This window comes from Vibrio sp. PNB23_22_6 (genome assembly GCF_052877535.1).
Genome location: NZ_JBNFXP010000012.1, coordinates 95,621 through 119,011, shown reverse-complemented (window position 1 = coordinate 119,011; position 23,391 = coordinate 95,621). Strand labels below are relative to the sequence as shown.

Genomic DNA, 23,391 nt, shown 5'->3' with positions numbered 1-23,391 from the left:
TCATGCGTTCTCCGTTTGTTTCAGTGTAAACGGAAAACCTCTAATTGCGAGCGACCAGTTTTTCGGGGAGGGTTACAATCAGTTATTATAGATATACAAAAACTAATGAGGAGTAAAAGACAAGGCTGACAACAATAATGTAGAATATTCTTTAAATTAGAAGGATAGTATCAATGTCAGAGTCATCATCTCTTATAGTCAAAGCGTTTGAGACTGAAACAGGAAAGTACATTTCAAACAAGCTTTTTGGAAAGTTGGAAACTACACTGAGGAGCAATAGTGACCAACGCGAAGCCAATGAAGTTTTAGACACTATTGCACCGATTAATAGTTTCATGGAACAGCAAATTTTTGAAAAAGTCACAGATCGTTACCTTACTTTTAGAACTCTTCTATCTAGAGACAATGACGTTTTTATCGATGAAATCTACCACCCGCTAAAAATTACTTCGATGCGAACCAGTACAGAGCTTATTACTCTTTCTGAGAATACTGAATTCCCGTTTCCTAAAATTGCCTGCATCGTCGGTAAAGCTGGTCAAGGTAAAACAACGATTCTAAGGAAAATGTTCCTTTATATTATGAGATGGTTCTAAGGAACCTATATGAGACTAAAATTGAATTATAGCTATTGTGAAGTAGCCAACTTTGCTATCTGATTAGAGATTTTGAAGAACTTCAGGGAGTTCGTTAAGCGCTGATTTGACGCAACACCTAGCAACGTTTGCTCCAAACCTCTTCAGTCCCAACGAACTGACCGTCTAGCGAGCACTGCAACAGACCAATTAATTTAATCCGTACTTTTGGGGCTTATGCGGAAACTTTCCGTAGTTCTACCGGCTTTGTTGCGTAATTCCAGTGGAAAGCGAAGATGTCTAAAATTGGGTGATTATCAAACAACGCACTGAGTTTTGGGCATACCTAGCCCTGTAAGTTTGTTCAGCGCTTTGATCATTGCGTAGGTCTCGCCAACCTGAGCGTTGTAATTTCTTAGGCTTAATTTTCCACCTAGCAACTGTTTCACCCGATACATTGCAGTCTCTGATAGCGAGCGCTTATGATAGCCATACCGCTTTTTCACTTCTTGTTGGAGCCGTAGAGCTTTTGACAGCCTACTGCTAAGTTACGAGGATGTCCTTGCTCCCAAAAGGCAGCTCCTTCTCTTGGTGGAATGAGCGGAACCGCTCGCTTGATCCGTATTGCATCATGACAATTCCTTGTGTCATAAGCTCCATCGCCTGATATCTCAATGATTTTGCGACGTGTCTGCTTAAGTAAGTTAGGAAGAACTTCGGCATCGGTTACGTTAGATAAGCTCAACTCTGCTGCGACTATTTCGTGGGTGCTAGTATCTACAGCGATATGCAGCTTACGCCAAACTCTACGCTTCCCATCAGTACCATGCTTTTTGACCTTCCATTCACCTTCGCCATAAACCTTGAGACCAGTGGCATCAATGGCCAGATGTTGTATCGCACCTCTGGTTTTGGTTTTAAATGAAACCAAAACCTCCTTAGCTCGACGGCTTATACAGGTGTAATGCGGACTAACAAGCGGGATATTAGCCAGTTTAAATACTGAGTCTAGAAAACCTTGCACTGCTCTCAATGGCATAGAGAAAACTCGTTTTACCATCAGTGCGGTCGTAATGGCTAAGTCGCTGAATCGGCGAGGTCTACCACGCTTGCCTTGTTTGTTTTGCTTCCAGTCGGCTATCGTTTCCTCATCAATCCAAAAGGTCAGGAAACCACGGTTTATTAAGGCTTGATTGTATTGCTTCCAGTTGGTTGTTTTGTAACGAGGTCTTGGCATGAGGCTACATAAAGTTATGGGTGTAGCCGATCAGATCGTAAGTTCCTGGTTAAGTTCAATTGAATTACGCAACAAAGCCTACTGATTGTCACCCGCGTCATCTTGTATCTCAACGGCCATTGTATTTCCCGTTATTGAGCCTGCTGATGTTGGAGTGACAAATTCTAGTAGCAGCAAATCGCCGTCACAAATTGGCGACTTCCCGCCGTTCATTGAATTGCCAGATGCTCTTGCCAAAAAGTGTTTATCAGGGCTGACGTTGCTGATATCAACGGACATTAATTCAACATCATCATTAGTTCCGGTCTTAAAATGACCACAGGCGATCTTAAGGTTGGGATAATAGGGCAGCATAGTGTCATCATTCACTGCTTTTGGCGTTGGCAATGGTTCGACTTTCTTTCGCTAATGAAGCCTTTTTTCTATCTAAATAAACAAGTTAGCTCTTAAGATCCTGTCTATGATGCGGTACATACAAATACCGACACATTACATCTACTAAGAAAAACTAACAGCGAGGTTCCCGCATTCGCGAGAATGACAAATTTTGAGTTTAGAGACAATTCTCGTATGCACGAGAATGAAAACTCTTTAGCGGGGCATACAGCTACAACCACGGCTAAAAAACAAAAACGACACTCACCAGAAGTGCCGTTTTACCAACTACTGACCAAAAACACCAAAATGTCTAAAAACTTACATTTTTGAACACCAGCATAAAGCCCATCACTAACAAGAAACTGTGCACGATTTTGTGGTAATCGATTTTGTACTTCTGTAGGAAGTGGTAGCCAACCATACCGCCTGCTAGACCAAGTGCGAATGCTGGCATTGCCGATAGAACGTGCGAAATCACTTCCTCAGTAATCAACCCTTCATTCCAGAAACTTACGTTGGCACCGATCATTTGCAGCATAAAGAAGAACGCCAGTGTCGACTTGGTTTGGTCTGCTGTCCAAGGCTGCATTGATGTGTAAGCAATCACTGGTGGACCAGACTCACCCACGCTTGCCCCGAGCACTCCAGAAGTAAAGCCTGCACCAATCGTTAATGGCATTGAAGCCTCTTTAAACAAAGGCTTAGTCGCACGTAGCGAGTGGATGCTAGAAATAATTAATACCGCACCCATCGTCAATAGAATGTACTGAGATGGCATGCTTGCCAGCAGTTTTGCGCCGACAAAAGAAGCGGGTACTGAGCCTGCAAACAGGATCAAACCTGTTTGACGTTGAATAGAATGTCGCATTTTCCACACGATTGGTAATGTCACCAACCAGCCGAAAATACCTGCAATAGGAACCGCCGTTTGAGCACCGACAATCAGTGACAGCAAAGGTACGGAAACGAGTGCTGAGCCAAAGCCAGTCAAGCCTTGAGTAAAGCCTGCTAGTGCGATGATCAGCGAAATAAGAATTATCGTGGTGTCCATAAATCCATGTTTAGACCTTAGTGAATGTACGATTACTATAGATTCATTATAATTAATTACCATTATTTGTGTCACATTTTGTTGTTTTATGTTTGTATGATTTCGCTTTGTGACCATTCTCCCATACAATTTCTACCTCTTTCGTATAATCAACCTCAGTAGTTTCGGGCATTGCGAGCAGTCAAAATGCCAATGTTTAAATAGTGACTTTGAGCCGTTGTGAGTTCAAAGAATTGAGCATTGGCATCTTGATTCTTTATTTTATGAGGTTAGCTATGGAAAACTTCCAAGCAGACAAAGAGACGTTGTTTGAACTGAAAACAACCACTCACACAGATGCAATCGGCACAGAGGCATTTGATAATGTTTATGGTTTGGGTTACGAAGTAAGGCATGCGGATTGGTCTCCGTTCCCGCGCGTGAATCGTCTGCGCCAAACGTTCTTAGATCGTCCATATGACATTGATGTGGAAAGATTGCGTTTAGTAACAGAAGCGTATCGTGACAATGAAACCATGCCACGTATCGTGCAATGTGCACTGGCGTTTCAAAATATTCTGCTTAACAGCACGTTGCATATCTACGATGAAGATTTGATCTTAGGTGAGATTGCCGCGCCTGCTAAAGCATCGCCAATCTATCCAGAGTTCTCTGTTGACTGGATCATCGACGAAATTCTTAACTCGCCATTTGAAGAACGCTCAAACGATCAGTTTTATATTCGTAATGAGCAAGAGCGAGCGGAAATTCTTGAGTTGTGCGCTTATTGGAAAGGTAAGAGTGCCAATGAGTTCATCACAGCGAACTTAGATGATGATCAGAAGAAAGGTTCTCACATGGGTGAGAAAGTGTTCCAAACCAACAACTATCACTTCGCTGGTATTGGTCACTTCGCAATGGACTTCAATAAGTTGATGACGCTTGGCTACAACGGCGTTTTGCAGCAGGCACAACAAGCTTTTGCTGGGCTCTCAAAACAAGATCCAGATTATGGTGATAAGCGTGATTACTACACCGCAACGATCATTGCGCTAGAAGCGGCGATTAAATACATCACCCGTTACGCACTGCTCGCGGAAGACATGGCGTTTGCCGAGACTGATGAAGTTCGTCAGCAAGAATTGCAAGCGATGTCGGCGAACTGTTACCAAATTGCTGGTGGCGTACCGCAAACATTCTGGCAAGCGGCTCAGTTGTTTAACTTTGCTGTGACGATGACGCAAATCGAAGGCAATGGTCACTCAATTTCTTACGGTCGTATGGACCAGTGGATGCTACCGTTCTATGCCAAAGATCGTGCTGAAAACGGTGTGACCAAAGAGTTCGTTTTAGAAGTACTGGAAGTGCTCTACGTTAAGATGAACAACCCAACCAAGCTGAAAGACAAAGGCACAGTTAAGGTGCGCAATGGTCGTGGCTTTGGTGGTGAGAGCTTAACTATTGGCGGTGTTGATCAGCAAGGTAATGATGCCACTAACGATCTAACCATGTTGATGCTTGAAGCATCCGTGCATACACGTATGATGAACCCTTGGGTGTGCGTGCGTTTACACGATCAAACGCCATATGAGCTTAAAGTTAAGACTATTGAATGTATTCGCGCAGGCTACGGTCATCCGAAATTGTTCAATGATGGTCCAGCGATTAAAGCGATGCTTGGTAAAGGCGTGACGCTTGAAGAAGCGCGTGATTACGCGGTTGTGGGCTGTGTTGAGCCGACGATTCCAGGTAAAGAGCACGGCTGGCTTGATGCGGGCTATGTGAACACCGTGAAAATGATGGAAATGGTGATCAACGGCGGTCGTATTTTGTCGGGTCCTAATGCTGGCATGCAGCTTGGCCCTGATACTGGCAGCCTTAAAACTTATCAATCATTTGAAGAAGTGTTAGTGAGTGTAGACAAGCAGTTTGCTTATTGGTGTGACCAACTGTGTAGCTGCCTAAACATTACTGACAAGATGCATCGCATGATCAAACCAACTCCTTACATTTCCGCGTTTTTTGAAGGGTGTATCGAGTCAGGCAAAGACATGACTTATGGTGGCGTTAAATACAATGGCACAGCCCCACAAGCGGCGGGCATTGCTAGTTGTGCTGACTCATTGGCGAGCATCAAAAAGCTCATGTTTGATGACAAGAAATACACAGGTAAACAGCTGTTAGACGCGGTAAAAGATAACTGGGATGGTCACCAAAAACTGTATGCCTTGGTCAACAGCTCAAAGATCCCACACTTTGGCAATGATATCGACGAAGCGGACGAGCTATTTAACTTCATGTTTGAATGTTACTGCCGTCATATTAAAGGTCGTCAAAACCCACGTGGTGGTAAGTTCAGCCCGGGTGTTTACACTGTAAACGCTAACGTTGGGATGGGGTTATACACTAACGCATCGTTGGATGGACGCAAAAACGGTGAGCCAATCTCTGACAATATGGGACCAGTGCATACTGCGGGTGGCTCACACGATATTAGCGGACCAACGGCAGTGATCAACTCCGTCACCAAAGTGGACCATAGTTTGGCAACAAACGGTACGTTGCTAAACCTGCGTTTCCCTGAAGATGCAGTTTCGGGTGTTGAAGGTCGCGATATTCTGCTCAGCTTTGTTGATGAGTACATCGGTAAGCAGGGCATGCACGTACAATTCAACATCATGAGTTCGGAAAAAATGCGCGCAGCGCAAAAGAATCCAGAGCTTTATCGCGATATGTTGGTGCGAGTTGCTGGCTACAGCGCTTACTTTGTCGAGCTGGGTAAACCGCTGCAGGACGACTTGATCCAACGTACAGAACTACGATTCTAATTAACCCATAGTGATACCCAAACCATTGCCCAATCGTACGCGGGATTGTAAGTGGTTTGGGTTTTCACGTTTTAACACCAGGTTGAGGTGAATTGTGTCAAATCAGGCGATAGTGCTAAATATCCAAAGGTTCACGCTGCATGATGGACCGGGTATTCGCACCGAAATATTTCTTAAAGGTTGCCCTTTGCGCTGTGATTGGTGTGGTAACCCAGAAAGTTTTAAACGGGATATTGAAGTCGGCGTTTACCACAACAAATGCATTTCCACTGAACATTGCGCTTCGTGTTTTGATGTCTGTCCTGATAACAAAATGCTGATCTATTCCGACGCGATGTTGCAGCAAATCGATAGACACCAGTGCACCAGTTGCTTGAATTGTGTCGAGGAGTGTCCTTCGGAAGCAATAAAGCAGTGGGGCGAGTCGATGTCCGTTGATGAGTGTATGGATCTGATACGCAAAGACCGCGGATTTTATGACCGTTCAGGCGGTGGAGTGACGGTTTCTGGTGGAGAACCTTTGCTGCAGAGTGACTTTGTGGTTGAGTTGTTTAAAGCCTGTAAGCAAGAGGGGATTCATACCTGTCTTGAGTCGAGCTTCTATGTCAATTGGAACCGGATTGAAAAGGTTCTGCCTTATACGGATCTGTTTATTTCTGATCTCAAGTTAATGGACAGTGCCAAACATAAGCAATACACCAGCGTTGATAATCGTAAGATTTTTAATAACTTAAAAGCACTGAGTAAACTCGATAAAGCGCTGATTTTACGGATCCCAGTGATACCAACTATCAATGACGATAGTGGCAATATTTCAGCCACTGCTGACTTTATTGAGCAGGAACTTGATGGTCGAGTCAGCATCTTGCAGTTGCTGAGTTTTATGCGCTTGGGTGAGGAAAAATACCAGTCATTGGGTCTGCCGTACAAAATGCAATCACTGCAATTCGACCGCCATGAATTTCAGGCCCGAGTAAGCGAGATTGCCAACTACTTTAATCAACGCGGTATTCGTTGCTCAGTGGGAACGAAAGAGCAGAGCGAAACAGTTTAGATAGCACAAATAGAAATGCTAAGTGAGAGTGATGGTATCAGTTGGCGAATAAGATAAAACGGATAAATGAGGTAACTACGTGGAACTGAAGATTGAACATTGGGGACAGGTTGAAGGTCAAACTGCACCGGTAAAACTGATTACGCTGACCAACAGCCAAGGTATCTCACTGCAGTTGACTAACTATGGCTGTATTGTGACTTCAATTAAAGTACCAGATCGCAATGGCGTCGTAGCGGATGTTGTGCTTGGTTACGAAAGCCTAGAAAAATACCTTGGAGGTCATCCTTTCTTTGGTGCGGTAGCGGGTCGTTACGCTAACCGTATTGCAGAGGGACGTTATGAGCTTGATGGCGAAGTGTTTCAATTAGAAACCAACGAAGCGCCAACTGGGCAACACCTGCACGGTGGTACGAAAGGTTTTGATAAGTACGTATGGGATTTTGAGATTGAAGAACAAGAAGAGGCGACATACGTTCATCTGACGCGAGCATCGCTCGATGGTGAAGGAGGTTACGGTGGTACTATGAATGTGACTCACACCATTGGTTTAGATGAATTCAATCAAGTTCACTATAACTTCCAAGCTTTTACTAATAAGCCTACGGTTGTTAATTTAGTTAACCATAGTTACTACAACTTAGCGGGTCATGATTCGGGCACAGTTGATCAACATGAATTGAAGCTTTATTCCCAGTTCTACACCCCGGTATATGATAACGCCATTCCAACCGGTGAAATTCTGTCGGTTAAGGGTACAGGTCTCGATTTCACCGAGACCAAGCAAATTGCTTTGAATAAAGCGATGATGCCGTTATGCGGCTTTGACCATAACTGTATTCTTGATGGGTCTAGAAAAGAAGGCGAGTACAACTATGCGGCGGAGCTTTATGAGCCGCAAAGTGGACGTATGATGACGGTTCTCACCACCCAGCCAGCTGTACAGTTTTACAACGGATTCAAGCTGTCAAACAAGCATTGGGTAGGGCGTCATGGGGAGCGTTATGAGTCATGCCATGGTATGTGTTTGGAAACCCAGCACTATCCAGATAGCCCAAACAACGTGCATTTTCCAACGACTCGTCTTAACCCTGGTGAGTTGTTTGAAGAGAAAACGATTCACCGCTTCTCAATCAAATAGCTCTAAAGCAAATGATGTTGAAGCATAATTAGAGAAGGCCCGTAGAGGGCCTTTTTTAATTATTACAAGTGGTTGTAATAGGCGTAAAAAAAACGACTTAGATAAGTCGCTTTTTACGTTAATACGTTCACAACACTGAGTATCTATCAACAGATGACCACATATGTTTCGCCCTGTCTAGCCGCAGTTTCAATTGCTGGGCTAGGTTTCGAGTCAGTAAAGAAGTAATCGACGTCTTTGATGTTAGCAAGGGTGATTGACCCTTTTGGAATGAACTTGCTTGAGTCCATCGCCACTAACACATGACGTGCTGCCTTCATCACTGTTTGGGTGAATACGGTTTCGTTGAGATCGTATTCTAACAGTGTGCCATCGACATCGATAGATGCTGCACTTGTTACTAAGTAATCAAAGCGGAAGTTAGAAATGAACTCCATGGCTTCAGTACCAACAATACCGCCATTGAATGCTTTCACTTTGCCGCTAGGAATCAATACATCAATACACTTGTTAGTGTGCAGAACACTGGCTACTCGCAGGCTATTGGTGATGACCTGTAGATTACTTTTCGTCGCTAAGTGGCTCGCGATGATTTCTGTTGTCGTACCAATCGAAATAAATACGGTTGAACCATCAGGTATCAAATCAGCAATTGCTTTGCCCATGGCATGCTTTTGCTCGGTATCGGCAACTTTACGAACCTCATAGTCGAGATTGTATTTTGTCGCTGGCGAACTTGCACCACCGTGGTGGCGGATCACAAAGCGAGCGTCGCTGAGCTTTTTAATATCACGGCGGATGGTCTGTGTAGAAACTTCAAGAAGCTCTGCGAGATCTTCAACGCTGTAATAGCCTTTGTCATTGACGAGCTGAATTAATTTATCTTGTCTGGGATTAGTCACTTTAATCCTCGTTTTTGTTTATTTTTGAAGTTTTTGGTCCACTTCTGATCTAGTCGGAATGCCTTCTCGACCACCTCTTTTGGTGCATTTCAACGCTGCCACTAGGTTAGAAAAAACGATCGCCTCACGGCTTTGTTTCGATTCTGCGACTGCGACCGCTAAAGCACCATGAAAAACATCACCTGCACCTGTAGTATCTACTACATCTACTTTGATTACTGGCTCGTGACAAATTTCATCACCTTCTAACCAGTAGCAGCCTTGTGAACCTACTGTAACATAAACTTTGCCATCAGTTTGTTTTTTAGCGATTTTAAGACCTTCAATTGGGTCGCTGCAACCGGTGAATTTTTCAAGACCAGGTTCTGAAAATGCTACATGATCAGCTAGTTTTACAAGCTCGTCAATAGGATCTGGTGCTAGGTCAGCGTCCAGCACAGAAGGTATGTTGTGTTTTTTCGCTTGCTCTAAAGCGTATTTTGCACCTTCCGGCCAACGTACATCCGTTAAGATGGTGTCATACTGAGAAAAGTCGAGATGTTCCAATTGCTTTGGATCACGGCTAAGAGACTGATCTTGGTAATTTATGATCATTCGCTCACCTTCGTCGTCAACTAGAACAGCAGAAAAAGCTGAAGATGCATCTGAAACATGTACAGCGTTATCTACGTTTACACCATAACTGGCGAGTTCAGAAAGCATGGTATCTGCTACACCATCTTGGCCAACACGCCCGATGAAATCGACTTGATGCCCCATCTTAGCAACTGCTACAGCCGCCGTTGCTGCTGGGCCTCCGCCAACTTCGAAGTAGTCTTTTGCTACATATTTACCGCCCGTTGTTGGCAAAGTGGCTACACGTTGAATACGGTCAAGTACCGTAATACCTAAACATGCAATTGTCATAATTCTAATCTCTTTATGTTTACTTTATTGGATTGCGATTTTGCAAATTGATGTCTTCAGTATATTCACATCTGTAGTTTTAACTAGGACTGCAATCACAAAACGACCAAAACAAACAAAAAGCAACAAAATGTGACATTAGTTACGGTTGCAATGTCATTTTATGTTTATATTTGTCTCAACTTAATCGCTAACGTGAAGGAAAGAACAATGTCTACTATTGGATTTATTGGTTTGGGTCAAATGGGTACGCCAATGGCGCTTAATTTAATCAAGGGCGGCCACTCAGTAAAAGTTTTTGACATCAACCAAGATGCAGTCCAGCAGCTAGTTGAACAAGGCGCGACAGCAGCGACATCACCTGCTAATGCGGCATTAGATTCGGAATTCGTTGTTACTATGCTGCCAAACGGTACGCTAGTTAAAAATGTCATCTTAGGTGAGAACGGTGTTACGACGACACTCGATAAAAATGCACTACTTATCGACATGTCGACTATTCACCCGCTTGAGACTGACAGCCTAATTAAACAAATGACAGAACTTGGCTTCTCAATGATGGAAGCGCCAGTAGGCCGTACTTCTGAGCATGCTGTTCGTGGTGAGCTACTTATTATGGCTGGTGGCACAAAAGAGCAAGTAGAGCGCGCTCAGCCACTGTTTGATTGTATGGGTAATGAGACGGTTGATTGTGGCGGTGCAGGTAAAGGTATCCGCGTTAAGATCATCAACAACTACATGAGTATCGCGCTAAACGCACTTTCTGCTGAAGCAGCAACGCTTTCTGAAGCCATTGGTCTGGATTGGGAAACGTCAATGAAAGTGATGAGCGGCACGCCAGCAGGTAAAGGTCATTTTACAACTACTTGGCCAGGTAAGGTGCTAGCAGGCGATCTATCACCAGTATTCATGGTCGACCTAGCGCATAAAGACATTGGTATTGCGTTGGATCTTGCTAACCAAGTTAACGTGCCAATGCCTTGTGGCGCTGCGGCTCGTGAAATGTACAACCTAACTCGTGCAGCAGGTCGTGGTCGTCAAGACTGGACTGCGGTACTTGAACAACTGCGCGTAAGTTCAGGTCTTGAACCAAAAGTGAAATAAAAACTAATAGTAAATTGGTTATATAAAATGAAGATTAAGCAGCATTTTCTGAAATTTCGTGCGGTTTTTGTTGCTTATTGTTCCTTTGAAAACAACTATTTTTCATTGTATTGATGCATGGTTTTTCATTATTTCGAAGACGAAAGACTATAAATACGCAACATACCCTCATGGCAAAAATGAAGGGCTAAGTAGCAAAATCACGAATATTAATAAGTAATCGATTATTGTTTATACCCTAATTATAAAGGGGTAGGACTCTGTTTGCGCTGGTTAGTTTCGCAGACAATATTCCTTTGAAACAGTAAGTTATATCTATATAGCAAACGATGAGATATCGAGTTCTAACATAAATTTATGCTTGTTGAGTGTTTTGTGACTCCGTGTACATTTATGGCAATGAATGTCATTAAAGTGACATGAAGTGTTGTCCATCTAACAGAAATTGACAGCTTGGATTGGTAACTTCTGTCTTAGCAAAATTAGAGTCGATAAGACTAAAAATATTACAAGGAAATAAAATGGCTTACATATCTGGTAACACAATGATTAACGAAGCGTGGAAAAATGGTTATGCAATCGGTGCTTTCACAGCTCACAACCTAGAAACGATCAAAGCAGTACTACTAGCGGCTCAAAAAGAGCAATCGCCAATCATGATTCAAATTGGTCAAAAAGCAATTAACGAAATGGGTATGAAACCACTTCGTACTGCGATTGATTCATTAATCGAATATCACCAAATCACTGTGCCAGTGTGTGTTCACCTAGACCACAGCCGTAAGTTCGAGCAATGTATGCAAGCTGCGACTTGTGATTTCCAATCGCTTATGTTCGATGGTTCAGCGCTAGATTTTGAAGAGAACGTACGCATCACTAAAGCTGTAGTAGATGTAGCGAACGCGCTAGGTCTAGGTGCTGAAGGTGAGATCGGTAAGATTGGTGGTACAGAAGATGACATCACAGTTGATGAAAAAGACGCGATGATCACCACTGTTGCTGAAGCACTGGATTTCTCTGAGCGTACTGGCGTTCACTACCTTGCTGTTTCAATCGGTACTGCGCACGGTGTTTACAAAACAACCCCACAATTGAAATTTGACCGCCTGTCAGAAATCAAAGAAGCAGTACAAAAACCAATCGTTCTTCACGGCGGTTCTGGTGTGCCAGATGATCAAGTTATTGAAGCGGTAAAACGCGGTGTAGCGAAGATCAACGTTGATACTGAATTACGCCAAGGCTTTATTGACGGTGTACAAGCGCACTGGCAAGCAAACGCGAAAGACTACGTACTTGCTGACGTGATGAATACTGGTATCGCATCAATGAAAGAAGTGGTTCGCCACAAAATTCGCCTGTTTGGTTCAAACGGTAAAGCTTAATTTAACAATAAATATAATAAGACAGGGTGCTGTTTACCTCGGCACCCAATTTCCCAAAGCCCTATAAAAATGATGGTGATTCTATGCTAAAAACAATAGAAAAAGCATTGAATACAGTGACTACTCCTGTTGCGAAATTATTGCGCCATGTTGCTGGTGTATTACTTCTCGTGATGACAGTGATGGTTGTCACTCAAGTACTCTTCCGTTATGTATTTAACGTGCCTTTAAGCTGGACAGATGAGATGGCTCGTTTCTTGATGATCTACATGACTTATCTCTGCCTGCCGTTCGTGTACTTGGCCGACAAAAACATTGCAATGACGTTCGTAACTGAAATTGTGGAGAAAAAAGCACCTCGAGTGTACGCATTGTTTGCTTTAGTTGCGCATACCTCAGCAATTCTTGTGTTTGCAGTTTGGATTAAATTTGGCTGGAACTTCTACAACACTGGTTCAGTAATGGCCGACAGTTTGCCAATTCCAATGTATGTCATCTATGTGATTCCGCCAGTGATGATGACAGTAACATGTGTTTATGCATTGCAAAAATGTATCCAGTCTATCCGTGGCATCTTAGGAGATTTTACTGACGTTTCTCAAAGCCAAGCGACGGTTGCTCTTTATGAAGCAGCAATTATCGAAGAAGACAGTTCTGACGCGCCTGAAAGCAAAAACGACGCGAATTTAGAACCAACAGCAGCATCTTAAGAAGGCGTTAAACTATGGTATCTCCAATCTTTCTCATTTACTTTTTAGTGCTGCTTATCGTCGGCGTACCAGTACTATTTACATTGGGTTTGTCTCCGATGATCACTCTGTTCCAAAACGACCAAATGTTGTTTGCGAACATGCTTTACCAACGCCTTTACTCGGGCTTAGATAGCTTCTTACTACTTGCTCTACCATTCTTTATGTTGGCGGGTGAGTGTATGACCGCGGGTGGTATTACACCACGTATAATCGCGTTTGCTCAGACAATGGTTCAGCACTTGCGTGGTGGTCTAGGTCACGTAGTGATTCTGGCGGCATCTATCTTCGGTGCACTTACCGGTTCAGCGGTAGCTGCGACCTCTGCAATCGGCGGCATGTTGCTTCCTGAAATGAAGAAGTACAACTACGATACTGGTTATTCTGCAGCACTAACGGCAGCGGCGACGGTACTTGGTAACATCATTCCGCCATCAGGCATCATGCTTCTCTACGCGTTTGTTATGAACACGTCAGTAGCTGCGATGTTCTTGGCAGGTGTTACTCCTGGTATCATTCTGTGTGTGGGTCTTATGATCATGAACCACTTCCAGATCAAAAAATATCCGCAAGTACAAGCAATGGAACGTGCACCAGCGATGGAGCGTCGCCAAGCATTCGGTCTAGCGATTGTTCCGCTAATGACGCCAGTGATCATTCTTGGTGGTATTTACGGTGGTATCTTTACGCCAACAGAAGCGGCAGCAGTAGCAGTAGCTTACGCAATCGTAGTTTCACTTTACATCATCAAAGCAACGAACGTTAAAGCAACGTATGCACTGTTCGCGAAAGTCGCAGTGAACGCAGCATCGATTCTTATCATCGTTGCAGCGGCAAGTGGCTTTGCATCGTTAATCAGTCTATCTGGTGTTTCGACCATGGTTGCTGATTTCATGAATGGCATCACTGATAACCCTTACTTACTGTTTGCCATTATCAACGTACTGCTATTCATCATTGGTATGTTCTTAGATGCGGGCCCTGCAATCCTAATCTTTGCTCCGATTTTCGCGCCAATCATGACAGCAGCGGGTATCGACCCAGTTCACTTCGGTGTGGTTATGTGTGCAAACCTATCTATCGGTTTGGCAACTCCACCAATGGGTCTAGTACTGTTCGTAGCATCCGGTGTATCGAAGGTATCTGTATCTGAAATCTCTAAGAAAATCATTCCATTCCTAATCGTAGAAATGGCAATCATCTTCCTGATTTCATTCTTCCCATCATTGGTAATCGGTCTACCTAAATTGGCTGGCATCATGTAGTAGGTTGAGTAAGCGCGGCACGCCAAATAGTGCCGCGGTTCGAGATTAATTTTGGCTACACGTTATTTCAATAAGCACCAAAAAGTATTTGGTTCTTTTTTACCAGAGAGAAAATCGATGATTAACGATAAAGGCAACTTACAAGCCAAAGCGCAAAAAATCTTAAAAGCGATGGGCGGTGTTGAGAACATCGTTGCAGGCCGAATCGACAACTGCGCGACGCGCCTACGTATTCAGGTTAAAGATTTAGAAATCGTCAACGAAGGTTTACTGCGACGTCAAGGTGCACTTGGGTTTATCCGCTTACCGGATAACCAGATTCAAGTGGTGTTCTTTGATGTGCACACCCTAGCTGAAGAAATTCGAACTCAAGCCGCGAACTGATAACTCAAAACAAGCAAATCGCCGCTTAAGTTAAATACCCAAATTAAATAGATATAAGAAATAATAGGAAACAAATATGAAGTGGATTAACACCAAATCTCACACCTCTTGGCTTGATACTGAAACAGATCGTATCTTTGAATTCGGCCGTCGTTCAGTGGTTCCTAACGGATTTGGTTGGGTGGGTAACAACGGTAACATTCGTGAGGAGATGGGCACGCGCCTATGGATCACTGCACGCATGCTTCACTGTTACGCACTAGCAGCACACATGGGCCGCCCAGGTGCTTACGATTTAGTTGAACACGGTATTGCTGCACTTGAAGGTCCACTAAAAGACCACACTCACGGTGGCTGGTTCGCAACGATCGACAACTCTGGTGAAGGCATTGTTGACTCTTCTAAGCAAGGTTACCAACACGCTTTCGTACTACTAGGTGCGGCAAGTGCGGTTACAACGGGTCATCCACGTGCACACGCTCTACTTGATGAAGCGATTACCGTGTACGAAAAAAACTTCTGGGTTGAAGAGAAGCAGATGTGTTACGAGTCATGGGATCAAGCGTGGACTGAAACGGAAGATTACCGTGGCGGTAACATGGCAATGCACTCGGTTGAAGCATTCCTAATCGTTTACGATGTAACTAAAGATAAGAAATGGCTAGATCGCGCTCTAAACATCACTGAATTCATGATCAACAAGACTGCGAAGAGCCTAAGCTACCGTGTAAACGAGCACTTTGATTCAAATTGGAACCCACTACCAGACTACAACAAAGAAACACCAGCGAGCCACTTCCGTGCATACGGCGGTACTCCTGGTCACTGGATTGAGTGGGGGCGTCTAATCTGTCACCTACGTGCAACGCTGCTAGAAATTGGCGCAGAGTGCCCAGCATGGCTACTCGAAGACGCAATTGGTCTATTTGACGCAACAGTACGCGACGCATGGCATGTAGATGGCGCACCAGGCTTTGTTTACTCAGTAGACTGGGAAGGTCAACCTGTTGTTCGTGAGCGTATCCGTTGGGCTCCAGTAGAAGCGATCGGTACTGCTTACGCTCTATACGCAGTAACAGGAGAGAAAAAATACGAAGATTGGTACCGTATATGGTGGGATTACTGCCGTACTTACCTAATCGACTACGAAGGTTGTTCATGGTGGCAAGAACTTGATGTAAACAATCAAGCGGGTACAAGCGTAGTATGGGATGGTAAACAAGACATTTATCACCTAATGCACTGTTTAGTGATTCCTCGCTTGCCACTCACCCCAGGCTTAGCGCCTGCACTTGCTTTAGGTCTACTAGACGTGAATCTGAAGTAATCTTACCGATATAAAGTAATAGAGTCGCACCGTTTTCAATGATCGTATTTTGAACGGTGCGAACTTTTTGTATTCGTGCTCCTCTTTCTCGGGTTACTGCGTTAAAAGGATGAGCATCGACAATGGCTTGGTTTGAAAGCGAGGTAACAATTTAAAGATTAAGTGATACTTAAACGACAATGGTTAAAGAAGTACGCAAGCCAAGGTCCACACTATTCGCAAACCGTGTCCTTTGGGATCGCTCTCAGTGAGGCGCGTTCTTTGTTGAATGGATATTAACTTGAAAAACGGGCTATTCCGCTTTGTTGTTTTCCTTGAATTTTAGTCCGTCACAACGCTCTGAATCTGGCAGCTTGAAATCAGTTGGTTATCACATGCTCTGTCTATTTGATAGCGCATTATTTCAGGCGGCGATCCGATCATGGAACCATCAATTAGCAAGGTTTGCATATCGTGTAGGCCGGTTTTTTACGCCTCAAGTTTCTGACTATGGGCGAAAAATAATAATAATTTCGTGAAACATATTATCGGGACAATTGACATGAAAAATATGAACTATTCAAGTATTACTCTTTCTGTTTTTATTGGCTTATCAGCGTATTCTGGCTATGTAAACGCAGATGATCAAAGTCAAAAAAATGCACTAGCTATCGAGGAACTAAAAACTCAATTAGCGAAACAGAAAGATGAAGCTGTGCAGTGGAATGGCTACTTCCGAGCGGGCTTTACCTCCAACGAAAATGGCTCAGGCTCGGGTAATTCGACCATCCAAGCTCCGAATGCTGGAGGTTTTTATCGTCTTGGTGGCGGAGAGAGCAATTATGCTGCTACCGCATTTAGTCGCAAATTTAATACTGACTCAGGAGCTTGGGCGAAGGCCTATTTTGGTTTAGTGTATGAAGACCGCGATGCAAGGCGTTGGGTATTCGATACACAAGACAAAACCATATTTATGGACAAAGGCTACGTCGAAATGGGGGGGGCTTGACTTTTCTCCTGATGCTCTGTTTTGGGCAGGACGAGTGAACTGGTCTGATGATATCCATATTCTTGACCGCAAATACTATGAAATTCGTTCGCCAGGTATTGGCGTAAAAGGCATTGCCATCGATGATGCTAAGCTGGATTTGTTTATGACTTCTCATGACAGCGACGGTGATAAAACTTACACTGACGAAAATGGCACCGAAGTCACTTACGAAGATGACGCGAGACCAAGAACTCATACACTCGGCATGGAGTATCGCTCAGGCGCTTGGTGGTTGACTGCTAGCATCCAGAGCAACAGCAGTGATAGTCGCTATTCAGTAACAAGAAAAATCAATGGTGTTGAAGGTACTTACATTGGTGAAACCGCGACCACAGGTGCACATCTTATGGTGAACTATACTCAACCATCTTACTTCGGGTTGACGAATGGGCGAGACAAATACGGTGCACAATATGCCACGGGAACCTCGGCTGCCTTCTTGGGACGTCATGGCGATACTAACCAATCTAACGATGGTGGCCAAAATTACCGTGTATTTATTGATGGATTAGCGACCATTGGCAATTGGGACATCAACACAATTGCGTTGTTTCAACAGAAAAACGACGTAGATTTCGATGGTAGTGAAAATCAATGGTGGACGATCGGTGGCCGTTCTGCCTACTACTTCAGCGACAATTTAGCATTGCAATTCGAAGCTGGTTACAATGGCAGTAGTTATGCAAGTAAATCCGAACAGGAAGAAGGAGGGGTGCGACATTGACCATTGCTCCGACGTTAAAACTCCAAAAAACTTTCTTTAGCCGCCCTGAAATTCGCTTCTATGCCACATATGCAAAATACACCGGAGATTACAACGCATCTGGCCTAGATGGTTATAACCAAAATGATGATGATAGCTTCACTTTTGGTGCCCAAGCTGAAATCTGGTTTTAACTAATTCGGACTCAGTATAAGGGTAGAAAGAACACAAAAGCTGGTTCGGTCATTAGACTTTGTGGCAAACAGGGTCTGATGACTGAACCAGCTATGCGTCTCTTTTGCTACTTGCTCTACCATTTCGATGAATTTCGAAATGAAACACCCCCTCAAAGATAATGTCTTGCTAGCTGTGAGTTACCCCAATAGCAGAAAGCATATCTCTAAAAATTCGGCTCTGAATGGCTTAGAGTATCCTGAGTTGAGGTTATTTATTCACGACTTTTTGAATAAATGCGGTCCGTACAGGATCGGCGATATCAGCATTCCATAACAAGCCCACATCCCACTCGGCGTGTTTTCCGGTCAGTGGGATAAAACGAATTTGTGGTTGACTGATCCGCGCTACGCTTGCAGGAATGATGGTGTAACCCAAACGGGCAGAGACCAGTGCTAAAGCAGTAACAATGTCGTTGGCTTCTTCAAACACCGCAGGGCGCTGCTTTGCTTCCCACAAATAGTTGGTGATGTGTTTATTTAGAGTCGGATTTTTGTCACGACTCAAACCAAGATAGTTGTAGTGACTGAGCGAGCCCCACAGATTATCAAAGTTTAACTTCTCTTGATTATGAATCGCGATGGCAAGTCGGTCCGAGTATAGCGGGATCGCCTTAAGTGGCGCGTCGACAGGCAAACGGTCAAAACCCAGTTGCAGGTTACCTAATTGCAGCTCTTCAACCAGTTGGTGCGAAGGGTAGTCGTTAAGCGTGACGTGAACATTGGGGCAATCTTGCTTGAATTTAGCAATATAGTTGGGTGCTTCATGGAAAGAAGAGATACCGAAGCCGATATTAAGATGACCAGAGGTACCTTCTGCAACGAAGGTGGCTAAGCGTTGAAATGATTCAAAGCCTTTAAGAACCCGCTTTGCCTCCGGTAGTAAAACCTTACCCATTGGGGTTAATTCTGCCCCATGTCGACCGCGATCAAATAATGAAACATTTAGCTGCTCTTCGATGCGCTGAATCTTCTTAGTCAGCGCGGATTGAGTGATATAGAGGTGTTGCGAGGCAACACGGAAGTTCTTGTCATCGGCAAGTTGGCAAAAAGTGCGAAGTAAATCTATATCCATTCTGGTTTGGAATCGAAAGCTGAATTTTATTCATTATAACTAATCAAATATGTAATTTATAGTAAATTCATGTAAGAAAAACGACAAACCGTTGCAGTTATAAGTTCCTGAACTTTATATAGATTTTGTTTTGCCAAACATTGTATTGAGCGAAATTGAAAACAAAAGTTGAGCGTAGAAAATTAGATGAATGAGACACTGGTTCAAGCATTGGGATTTGTGGCATTAGGTTTAAACCTATTCGCATCATCGACAACTAACGACAATCGCATGCGAGCGATCATCTGCCTCTCTTGTTTGACGTTCTCAATTCACTATACCTTGCTTGGTGCTGTCGTGGCGGGGTTGAACTTATTGGTTCGTTCCGCGCGCTAGTTTCAGTGAAATATAAAGGACTTAAAGTCTTTTACTTGTTCCTAGCGGTGCAGATAGCGATGAGTGTTTACTTCTACTCTGAGCCACGTGATGTGTTACCGGCGATTGCATCAATCATTAGTTGCTACGCGCTATTTATTGCCGAAGGCATGCGAATGCGAATTGCCTTCCTGATTTGCACCTTAACTTGGATGGCCAATGCGGTCTTGGTTGGATCTTATGGCGGCTTACTTAACGATATGTTTAACGCCACTATGCTCTCAATTACCATTTTTAGGTTAAAAAAACAACAAAAAATACAAATTCAGACAAATTAATTTTCAATTAGTACCACGGCTCTTTGCCCTAATAACCCTAATAAAAGAGCCGCACCAATAATGATTAAGGAAACAACATGAAGAAAATACTACTGGGCCTTGCCACTGCATCTCTTCTTGCGGCTGGTGCTGCAAATGCTGCGGACTACAAACTAACGATTCCACACGTAACCACAGCAGATAGCTACAACCACCAATCGCTACTTGTATTGAAGAACTTTGTAGAGTCTCGCTCTAACGGTCAAATTCAAGTTGATATCTACCCTGCAGGTCAGCTGTGTGCTAACGCAAAAGAGTGTATCGCTGGGGTACAAGCGGGTATGTTCGATTACTTCCAAACCACGATTCCTGAGCTAGGCAGTTTCTGGCAGCCAGTTGGTGCATTCGACCTTCCATACCTACTGCCAAATGACCGCGTAGCAGAGTGTGTGTACGACAACGAACAACTTATTGCTGACGTGCGTAAAGAGCTAATGCAACGTGCGCCAAACGTGCGTCTAATGGCCGTATCAAACTCTGGTGGTTGGCGTAACATCGCAACTACTAAGAAAGAAGTAAAAACACCGGGTGATGTACAAGGTCTAAAACTGCGTACCGTACCGGCAAAAACTCAGCAAGACCTTGTGAAAGCACTTGGCGGCGCACCAACACCAATCGCGTGGCCAGAAGTATACACCGCGCTTTCTACAGGCATGGTTGACGGTACTAAGAACGGTATCGTAGATATCATCATGAACAAGTTCCATGAAAGTATCGGTTACATGATCCTTGACGGTCACGGCTACATGGGCGGCGCTTGGGTATTCAACGACATGAAATTTAAGTCGTTCCCAGATGAGCTAAAACAAGTGGTAATCGATGGTATCGCGGCGCAAAACCAATACCTACGTTCATACCCTAAACACCGCGAATACGCAGCTTATGAAGAATTCAAGAAAGCTGGCGGTAAAGTTTACAGCCCAACAGAAGCTGAAAAACAAGCATTTATTACGGTTTCGGCACCCGTTAAAGAAGAATTCTTGAAAGCAACCGGCGCTGAAGGTGAGAAATGGCTACAACGTTTTGAGAACGAAATCAAAACTTGTGAAGCGAAGATCCAAGCAGATTACGACATCCAATTTAAGTAATCTGCCCCTTATCTAACTCGATTGATGCTGCAGCGGTGTTCACCAGCAATCTTATTGCAGCGTCAATTCGTTAAGAGTAACAAATTTAATATATACGCTAGCTAGGCGCAGTACACCTAAGGCTTTTTCCTCGGGTGAACACCCAAGTTGCGCCTAAATTTTATCTCTATTTCGGAAGCTGTTCGAATGAAACTTACCCAAACTCCATCAGGCTTTACTATTAGCCACAAAAACAGAACTGTATTTGAACATTCACAAGTTAGCCCTGCTTTGTACCTAGGTATTGGCCAAGGCACTTTTGATATGTACCGCGGTAACTTTGATATTTCTGACTATGTGACAGAGCGTTTACCGCTGAAGAAATTCGCGATCACAGAAAACTCAGATGATGTTGTGGTTACCTTTAGCCTAGATGGTGAAGCGGTACTTGAAGCGCGCATGTATGAAACGGCTGAGTCGCGTCTTAAAGTTGAATTCACAGCGCTTGATGAAAAATACAACCGTTTTTGGGCACGTGTATCGGCAACTGAGTCCGAGTCAGTGTACGGCTGTGGTGAGCAGTTAAGCTACTTAAACCTACGTGGCAAAAACTTCCCTCTATGGAGCTCTGAGCCGGGTGTTGGTCGTAATAAAAACACTTACACGACTTGGCAAGCGGACGTTAAAGACAAAGCGGGCGGCGACTACTACACCACAAACTACCCACAACCAACATTCGTATCTGATAAGAAGTACTTCTGCCACTTAGAGACGCGTGCTTATGCAGATTTCGACTTTACTCACGCTGAGTACCACGAACTGCAATGTTGGAACATTCCAGAATATATACTGTTTGATGCTGAAGAGTCATTCCCAGAGCTAATGACTAACATTACTGGCGTATTTGGTCGTCAACCAGCATTGCCTGAGTGGGTTTACAACGGTGTGATCTTAGGTATTCAAGGCGGTACTGATATCACTATCGAGAAAGTTGAAGCAGCTAAAGCTGCGGGTGTTGAAGTTTCAGGTGCATGGTGTCAAGACTGGCAAGGCATCAAGATGACCTCATTTGGTAAGCGCCTACAGTGGGATTGGCAGTGGAACGCGGATCTTTACCCAGGTCTAGACACTAAGATTCACGAGCTAAAAGAGCAGGGCGTTCGCTTCCTAGGTTACATCAACCCTTACGTATTGAAAGATTTCCCGCTATACAACGAAGCGTTTGAAAAAGGCTACTTAGCAACCAAAGAAGACGGTTCAAAATACGTTGTCGACTTTGGTGAGTTTGACTGTGGTGTGGTTGACTTTACCAACCCTGAAGCATGTGAATGGTACAAAGGCGTTATCAAGCAAAATATGATCGATTTCGGTCTTGATGGCTGGATGGGTGACTTTGGTGAATACCTACCAACAGACTGTTCACTATACAACGGTGTAAGTGCTGAAATTGAGCATAACAAATGGCCGTACCGCTGGGCGAAAGTGCAGCATGAAGCGATTGAAGAAGCAGGCAAAACAGACGATATCCTGTTCTTCATGCGCGCTGGTGGCACAGGCATTCAAGGCTACTGTCATGCGCTTTGGGCTGGTGACCAATCAGTGATCTGGGAAAAAGATGACGGTCTTGCATCGGTTATTCCAGCGGCACTATCAGCGGGTCTAATGGGTAACGGTATCAGCCACAGCGATATCGGCGGCTACACTACATTACACGGTAACACTCGTTCTAAAGAGCTATTCCAACGTTGGGCTGAAATGGCGGCGTTTACACCAATCATGCGTAGCCATGAAGGCAACCGCCCTGGTGACAACCACCAATTCGATACTGACGCAGAGACACTAGCGCACCTAGCGCGTATGACTAAGATTTACAAGCATCTTAAGCCGTACATCAAAGCTGCAGTTGAAGAGAACGCAACCAAAGGTATGCCAGTACAGCGCCCACTGTTTATGCACTACGAGCAAGACTCAGAAGCGTACCAAATTCAATACCAATACCTATTTGGTCGCGATTTGATGGTTGCACCGGTTTACAACCAAGGCGAAACAGTGAAAGAGCTTTACCTACCAGAAGATGAGTGGGTTCATGTATGGACTGGTGAAACGTTCACAGGCGGTTGGATCAAGGTTGATGCACCTATCGGTCAACCACCAGTATTTTTCCGCAAGCAAGCGCAAGATGCTGAGCTGCTAGCGGCAATCAAGCAATTCTAATTAATGCTGGCTCAGGGTATTCCTGAGCCACATTTCCAAACCAAAAAATAATAAGTGGCGCCCTCATCTTGACTGG

The 23,391-nt window shown here is 44.1% G+C and carries 19 protein-coding genes and 3 pseudogenes; 16 read left to right on the top strand and 6 right to left on the bottom strand.

The features are described from left to right. The first annotated feature begins 173 nt into the window (after positions 1–173). Positions 174–596, top strand: a complete 423-nt coding sequence (locus tag ACVA54_RS11645; protein WP_446649630.1) for a hypothetical protein — start codon at positions 174–176, stop codon at positions 594–596. A 296-nt stretch (positions 597–892) separates the two neighbouring features. Here ACVA54_RS11645 and ACVA54_RS11640 read toward each other — a convergent pair. From ACVA54_RS11640 to ACVA54_RS11630, 3 genes and pseudogenes are all read right to left on the bottom strand, one after another. Next, positions 893–1,812, bottom strand: a pseudogene (locus ACVA54_RS11640) (IS5 family transposase). 81 nt (positions 1,813–1,893) lie between these two features. Then, positions 1,894–2,169: pseudogene (locus ACVA54_RS11635) on the bottom strand (S24 family peptidase); the annotation flags it as partial. 331 nt (positions 2,170–2,500) lie between these two features. Next, positions 2,501–3,241, bottom strand: a complete 741-nt coding sequence (locus tag ACVA54_RS11630; RefSeq protein WP_446649629.1) for a sulfite exporter TauE/SafE family protein — start codon at positions 3,239–3,241, stop codon at positions 2,501–2,503. A 275-nt stretch (positions 3,242–3,516) separates the two neighbouring features. Between ACVA54_RS11630 and hpfG the strand changes: the two genes are divergently transcribed. From hpfG to ACVA54_RS11615, 3 genes are all read left to right on the top strand, one after another. Beyond that, the gene (gene hpfG / locus ACVA54_RS11625) at positions 3,517–6,048 is read left to right on the top strand and encodes a (2S)-3-sulfopropanediol dehydratase (RefSeq protein WP_446649628.1); all 2,532 of its coding nucleotides are present in this window, start codon (positions 3,517–3,519) and stop codon (positions 6,046–6,048) included. A gap of 94 nt (positions 6,049–6,142) precedes the next feature. Continuing rightward, positions 6,143–7,102: a (2S)-3-sulfopropanediol dehydratase activating enzyme gene (hpfH, locus tag ACVA54_RS11620; RefSeq protein ID WP_446649627.1), complete on the top strand. Its 960-nt coding sequence runs from the start codon at positions 6,143–6,145 to the stop codon at positions 7,100–7,102. Positions 7,103–7,181: 79 nt separating this feature from the next. Continuing rightward, entirely contained in the window at positions 7,182–8,243 is a 1,062-nt protein-coding gene (locus ACVA54_RS11615; protein ID WP_446649626.1) for an aldose epimerase family protein, read from the top strand. Between the two features lie 146 nt (positions 8,244–8,389). Here ACVA54_RS11615 and ACVA54_RS11610 read toward each other — a convergent pair whose 3' ends face one another. Then, complete coding sequence (locus tag ACVA54_RS11610) at positions 8,390–9,145, bottom strand: DeoR/GlpR family DNA-binding transcription regulator (RefSeq protein ID WP_446649625.1); 756 nt, start codon at positions 9,143–9,145, stop codon at positions 8,390–8,392. 18 nt (positions 9,146–9,163) lie between these two features. Next, positions 9,164–10,051, bottom strand: a complete 888-nt coding sequence (locus tag ACVA54_RS11605) for a PfkB family carbohydrate kinase (protein WP_446649624.1) — start codon at positions 10,049–10,051, stop codon at positions 9,164–9,166. Positions 10,052–10,261: 210 nt separating this feature from the next. Here ACVA54_RS11605 and yihU point away from each other — a divergent pair, with 210 nt between their 5' ends. From yihU to ACVA54_RS11560, 9 genes are all read left to right on the top strand, one after another. Next, entirely contained in the window at positions 10,262–11,155 is an 894-nt protein-coding gene (gene yihU, locus ACVA54_RS11600; RefSeq protein ID WP_075652658.1) for a sulfolactaldehyde 3-reductase, read from the top strand. A gap of 521 nt (positions 11,156–11,676) precedes the next feature. Then, positions 11,677–12,537: a class II fructose-bisphosphate aldolase gene (locus tag ACVA54_RS11595; protein ID WP_446649623.1), complete on the top strand. Its 861-nt coding sequence runs from the start codon at positions 11,677–11,679 to the stop codon at positions 12,535–12,537. 83 nt (positions 12,538–12,620) lie between these two features. Beyond that, positions 12,621–13,247, top strand: coding sequence for a TRAP transporter small permease (locus ACVA54_RS11590; RefSeq protein ID WP_446649622.1), 627 nt, complete (start codon positions 12,621–12,623; stop codon positions 13,245–13,247). A gap of 14 nt (positions 13,248–13,261) precedes the next feature. Beyond that, positions 13,262–14,551, top strand: coding sequence for a TRAP transporter large permease (locus ACVA54_RS11585; RefSeq protein WP_446649621.1), 1,290 nt, complete (start codon positions 13,262–13,264; stop codon positions 14,549–14,551). A gap of 117 nt (positions 14,552–14,668) precedes the next feature. Further along, positions 14,669–14,935 (top strand): PTS transporter subunit EIIB, encoded by a 267-nt coding sequence (locus ACVA54_RS11580; protein ID WP_075652654.1) that lies wholly within the window; start codon positions 14,669–14,671, stop codon positions 14,933–14,935. 76 nt (positions 14,936–15,011) lie between these two features. Next, a complete protein-coding gene (locus tag ACVA54_RS11575; protein ID WP_446649620.1) occupies positions 15,012–16,262 on the top strand; it encodes an AGE family epimerase/isomerase in 1,251 nt (416 codons plus the stop codon). A gap of 541 nt (positions 16,263–16,803) precedes the next feature. Next, positions 16,804–17,250, top strand: coding sequence for a carbohydrate porin (locus tag ACVA54_RS11570; protein ID WP_446649619.1), 447 nt, complete (start codon positions 16,804–16,806; stop codon positions 17,248–17,250). 34 nt (positions 17,251–17,284) lie between these two features. Further along, positions 17,285–18,016: a carbohydrate porin gene (locus ACVA54_RS11565; RefSeq protein ID WP_446649618.1), complete on the top strand. Its 732-nt coding sequence runs from the start codon at positions 17,285–17,287 to the stop codon at positions 18,014–18,016. Then, positions 18,013–18,189: a carbohydrate porin gene (locus tag ACVA54_RS11560; RefSeq protein WP_446649617.1), complete on the top strand. Its 177-nt coding sequence runs from the start codon at positions 18,013–18,015 to the stop codon at positions 18,187–18,189. Before ACVA54_RS11565 ends, ACVA54_RS11560 begins: the two co-directional genes overlap by 4 nt. Positions 18,190–18,439: 250 nt before the next feature. On the opposite strand, the gene ACVA54_RS11555 is transcribed toward ACVA54_RS11560, so the two are convergent. After that, complete coding sequence (locus ACVA54_RS11555; protein WP_446649616.1) at positions 18,440–19,303, bottom strand: LysR family transcriptional regulator; 864 nt, start codon at positions 19,301–19,303, stop codon at positions 18,440–18,442. 186 nt (positions 19,304–19,489) lie between these two features. On the opposite strand from ACVA54_RS11555, the pseudogene ACVA54_RS11550 reads away from it, so the two are divergent. The 3 genes and pseudogenes from ACVA54_RS11550 to ACVA54_RS11540 all read left to right on the top strand — a co-directional run bounded on the left by ACVA54_RS11550 (position 19,490) and on the right by ACVA54_RS11540 (position 23,315). Further along, positions 19,490–19,995 (top strand): annotated as a pseudogene (locus tag ACVA54_RS11550) (YgjV family protein). A 77-nt stretch (positions 19,996–20,072) separates the two neighbouring features. Continuing rightward, positions 20,073–21,122 (top strand): TRAP transporter substrate-binding protein, encoded by a 1,050-nt coding sequence (locus ACVA54_RS11545; RefSeq protein WP_446649615.1) that lies wholly within the window; start codon positions 20,073–20,075, stop codon positions 21,120–21,122. 186 nt (positions 21,123–21,308) lie between these two features. Then, complete coding sequence (locus ACVA54_RS11540; protein WP_446649614.1) at positions 21,309–23,315, top strand: alpha-glucosidase; 2,007 nt, start codon at positions 21,309–21,311, stop codon at positions 23,313–23,315. The last annotated feature ends 76 nt before the right edge of the window (positions 23,316–23,391 follow it).